Annotated in this window: 4 protein-coding genes; all 4 read left to right on the top strand. The window is 29.1% G+C overall.

Features of this window, described 5'->3' with window-relative positions:
* Window positions 1-771: 771 nt before the first annotated feature.
* The gene (gene eutA, locus Q0V09_RS07760; RefSeq protein WP_297406725.1) at window positions 772-2,196 is read left to right on the top strand and encodes an ethanolamine ammonia-lyase reactivating factor EutA; all 1,425 of its coding nucleotides are present in this window, start codon (window positions 772-774) and stop codon (window positions 2,194-2,196) included.
* A gap of 24 nt (window positions 2,197-2,220) precedes the next feature.
* Window positions 2,221-3,585 (top strand): ethanolamine ammonia-lyase subunit EutB, encoded by a 1,365-nt coding sequence (locus tag Q0V09_RS07765; protein ID WP_297406727.1) that lies wholly within the window; start codon window positions 2,221-2,223, stop codon window positions 3,583-3,585.
* 9 nt (window positions 3,586-3,594) lie between these two features.
* The gene (eutC, locus tag Q0V09_RS07770; RefSeq protein WP_297488196.1) at window positions 3,595-4,482 is read left to right on the top strand and encodes an ethanolamine ammonia-lyase subunit EutC; all 888 of its coding nucleotides are present in this window, start codon (window positions 3,595-3,597) and stop codon (window positions 4,480-4,482) included.
* 12 nt (window positions 4,483-4,494) lie between these two features.
* Window positions 4,495-4,852 (top strand): BMC domain-containing protein (locus Q0V09_RS07775; RefSeq protein ID WP_297488199.1); only part of this gene is annotated, 358 nt, incomplete at its 3' end.

Here is a 4,852-nt window from a genome sequence, read left to right on the forward strand (position 1 = left end):
GTGACTGGAGTTCAGACGTGTGCTCTTCCGATCTCAAGAAAAAAATAAAGAGCAAGAACTTATTGTGAAATCAGTAGCAATAAAAGAGATTCATCATAGAGTAAAAAACAATTTACAAACTATAGCCAGTTTACTAAGAATTCAAAGCAGAAGATGTGAAAGTAAAGAGACTAAAAAGATATTAGAAGAGACTATTAGTAGAATTTTAAGTATAGCAATAACACATGAAGTTTTGTCTGAAAATGGACTTGATAATTTGAATATAAGAGATATTGTTAATTTAATATACAAAAATTATTCAACAAAAACTATTGACAAAAATGAAAAAATAGAGTTTACTATAGAGGGAGATAACTTTGATGTGTCTTCTGAGAAATCTACAGCAATAGCTTTGGTGATCAATGAAGTGATCCAGAATATAGTTGATTATGCTTTTCCTGAAGAAAAAAATGGGAAGGTAAGGATACAAATAAGAAAAAAAAGAGTTACTTCACAGATTATTATTTCTGACAATGGTGTTGGAATAAGTGAAAGTAAACTAAGTAACAAAGGATTAGGATTAACTATTATTGAGAAAATAGTAGAAGATCAATTAAAAGGTTCTTTAAAAATAGTTAGTAAATTAGGAATAGGAACAAAAGTACAATTTGAAATTAAAAATGAATATTAAATCTATAATGATGTAGATTAAAATAGCAAAGGAGCTAAGAAAAGATATTAAATATCTTTTTTTAGCTCCTTTTTTTATTAATATCTCAAAGAAGGTGAAGTATGAAAGAGGAAATAATTAGTGTTGGAATTGATATTGGAACTTCTACTACTCAATTGGTTTTTTCAAAGTTAATTTTAGAAAATTTGTCATCAGGAGCAAGAGTTCCAGAAATTAAAATTATAGAAAAAAGCATTTTTTATAGAAGTGAAATTTATTTAACTCCTTTACTAAATCAATATGAGATTGATGTAAAGGCTTTAGGTGAAATTTTAAAAAAAGAGTATGAAAAATCAAAAGTTCCTATGGATAAGATAGCAACAGGAGCAGTTATTATAACTGGGGAAACAGCTAGAAAAGAGAATGCAAGAGAAGTATTAGAATCATTAAGTGGAATGGCTGGAGATTTTGTAGTAGCAACAGCTGGACCAGACTTAGAAAGTATTATATCAGGAAAAGGTTCTGGAGCTATGACTTTCTCAGATGAAAAAAATACATCAATCTTTAATTTAGATATAGGCGGTGGAACAACAAATATCTCTTTGTTTAATAGGGGTGAAGCAGTTGATACAACTTGTCTTGATATTGGTGGTAGACTTATAAAATTTAAAGATGAAAATTTAGAAATAGAATATATCTATGAAAAATATAAAGATTTAATATTTAAATTAAGATTACAAAGTTTAAAGGTTGGTAGTAAGGCTAGTAAAAATGACATGGAAATTTTATGCAAAGAGATAGCTAATATACTTCTTGAATCTGTAAAGAATGAGGAAAAATCAGAAAATTATAAACTTTTAATAACTGATAAAGATTTTAAGAAAAATTTTTCTGGGAAATATGTAAGTTTTTCTGGAGGAGTAGCAGATTGTATATATAACAATATTGATGGTTTTGATAAAAAATATAAAGATATGGGAATATTTTTAGGAAAGGCAATAAAAAAAGTTTTTTCTGAAAATAATATTGAAATAGTTAAACTTGGAGAAACAATTGGTGCAACTGTAGTTGGTGCAGGTTCTCATACAACAGAGGTAAGTGGAAGTACAATAACATATACAGAAAATATATTTCCAATAAAAAATCTGCCTATTTTAAAAATAAATGACTTGAATTTTGAAAATGGATATGAAGAGTTGGAAAATGTTCTTAAATATAAAATAGAGTGGTTTAAAACAGAGGAAGGATATCAAGAGTTTGCACTTTCTTTTGTTGGAAGAAAAAATATAAGATATAAAGATATTCTAATAATGGCAGATAGTATTTATAATTCTTTATCTCATTTAAAGAGATTATTTGTAATTGTTGAAGAGGATATTGGAAAGGTTTTAGGGCAAGCACTTACTTTAAAATATGCAAATAAAATTCCAATTATTTGTCTTGATAGTATTAAGGTAAATGATGGAGATTTTATAGATATAGGATTACCCCTTGGAAATGGGAATGTATTACCAGTAATAGTAAAAACACTTGTATTAAATTATTAAATAAAAATAGATGAGGTGAAGAGCATGAGATTAAATACGAGACTATATGGTCAAGATTTTGTATTTAAAAATTTATATGATGTTATGGCTAAGGCTAATGAAGAAAAATCAGGAGATAACTTAGCTGGAATAGCAGCAGAGTCTACTAAAGAAAGAGTAGCGGCAAAGGAAGTACTTGCTAATATAACTTTAAAGGAATTTAAAGAAAATCCAGCAGTTCCTTATGAAAAAGATGAGGTTACAAGAATCATAATGGATGGATTAAATTTAAAAGTATATGAAGAGATAAAAGATTGGACAGTTTCTGAACTTAGAGAGTGGTTACTACAAACTGAAACAAAAGATAGAGATATACAATGGATAAGAAGAGGACTTACTTCTGAAATGATTTCAGCTGTAACAAAACTTATGTCTAATATGGATTTAATACATGTTGCAAAAAAAATAATTATAAAAAAACATTGTAATACAACAATTGGTGGAACTGGAATATTAGCTTCAAGATTACAACCAAACCATACAACAGATGATCCAGATGGAATAATGATATCTATACTTGAGGGATTAAGTTATGGAATAGGAGATGCTTTAATTGGATTAAATCCAGTTGATGATACTGTTGATAGTGTTATTAGAGTTCTTGAAAGATTTGATCAAATTAAAAGAAACTTTAATATACCAACGCAAATTTGTGTTTTAGCACATGTAACAACACAAATGGAAGCTATAAAAAGAGGAGCACCAACAGATTTAATTTTCCAAAGTATAGCTGGATCAGAAAAATCAAATGAAGCTTTTGGAATAACAGGAGATATGATTGAAGAAGCTAGACAACTTGCATTGACTCATGGAACAGCAGCAGGTCCAAATGTAATGTATTTTGAAACTGGACAAGGTTCAGAACTATCATCAGATGGTCATCATGGAATAGATCAATTAACAATGGAAGCTAGATGTTATGGATTTGCTAAAAAATATGATCCATTTATAGTTAATACTGTTGTTGGATTTATTGGACCTGAATACTTATATGATAGTAAACAAGTAATTAGAGCAGGATTAGAAGATCACTTTATGGGTAAATTACATGGACTTTCAATGGGAGTTGATGTTTGTTATACAAATCATATGAAGGCTGATCAAAATGATGTGGAAAACTTAGCAGTTTTATTAACAGCAGCAGGATGTAACTACTTTATGGGAATTCCAGCAGGAGATGACATTATGCTAAATTATCAAACAACAGGATTCCATGATATACAAACACTTAGAGAAACTTTAGGAGTTAAACCTATAGAAGAGTTCAGACAATGGCTTGAAAAACATAAAATACTTGAAATAGATGGAACATTAACAATGACAGCAGGAGATGCATCACAATTTTTATAGGAGGAAGAAATGATATCTGAAAAAGAACTAAAAAATTTAATATCTCAGGTTTTACAAGGAATGAGTGAGGATAAACCTGAAATTAAAGAAGTTGAAGAAAAAATTGAGAAAATTATTATAAATTCTGATTTAGTTAAAGATGTAAAAGATATAACTGAAATTGATTTAAGAGAAGTTATTGAAGTTAAAAATCCAGTTAATAGAGAGGAGTATTTAAAATATAAAAGAAAAACTCCAGCAAGAATTGGAATTTCAAGAGCAGGAACAAGATATACAACAAATACAATGCTAAGATTTAGAGCAGACCATGCTTCAGCTCAAGATGCTGTATTTACAGATGTTTCTTCTGAGTTTTTAGAAAAAAATAATCTTTTTACAATTCAAACTAAGTGTCAATCAAAAGATGAATATATAACTAGACCAGACTTAGGAAGAAGATTAAGTGAAGATGGAATAAAAACTTTAAAAGAAAAATGTAAAATGAATCCAACAGTTGAAGTATTTGTAGCAGATGGATTAAGTTCGACAGCTATAGAAGCTAATATTGAAGATATTTTACCAGCTCTTTTAAATGGATTAAAATCTTATGGTATAGATTGTGGAACACCATTTTTCTTAAAATATGGAAGAGTTGCAGCAGCAGATGAGGTTTCAGAAGTTTTAGGTGCAACAGTAACTTGTGTTTTAATTGGTGAAAGACCAGGTCTTGCTACAGCTGAAAGTATGAGTGCTTATATTACATATAACGCATATGTAGGAATGCCTGAAGCTAAAAGAACTGTTGTATCAAATATTCATGAAAAAGGAACACCAGCCCCAGAGGCAGGAGCACATGTGGCACATATTATAAAAAAAGTTCTAGAAGCAAAAGCAAGTGGACAAGATTTAAAATTATAGGAGGATTTATAAATGGTAAATGATAGATTACAACCAAATGTATTAGGTGTAAAGTTAATTCCAAATGTTGATAATAAAATGGCAGAGGAATTAAATTTACCAAAAGGATATAAAAGTATTGGAATTGTAACTGCAGATTGTGATGATGTTACATATACAGCATTGGATTATGCTACAAAAATGTCTGAAGTTGAGGTTGTATATGGAAAATCTTTTTATGGTGGAGCAGCAAATGCTAATACAAAATTAGCAGGAGAGGTTATTGGAATAATAGCTGGTCCTACTCCAGCAGAGGTAAAAAGTGGATTAAATGCAATTGTAGATTTTATGGAAAATGAAGCTTGTTTTTATAGTGCCAACGAAGATGATA

The organism is uncultured Cetobacterium sp., assembly GCF_947039425.1.
GTDB lineage: Bacteria > Fusobacteriota > Fusobacteriia > Fusobacteriales > Fusobacteriaceae > Cetobacterium_A.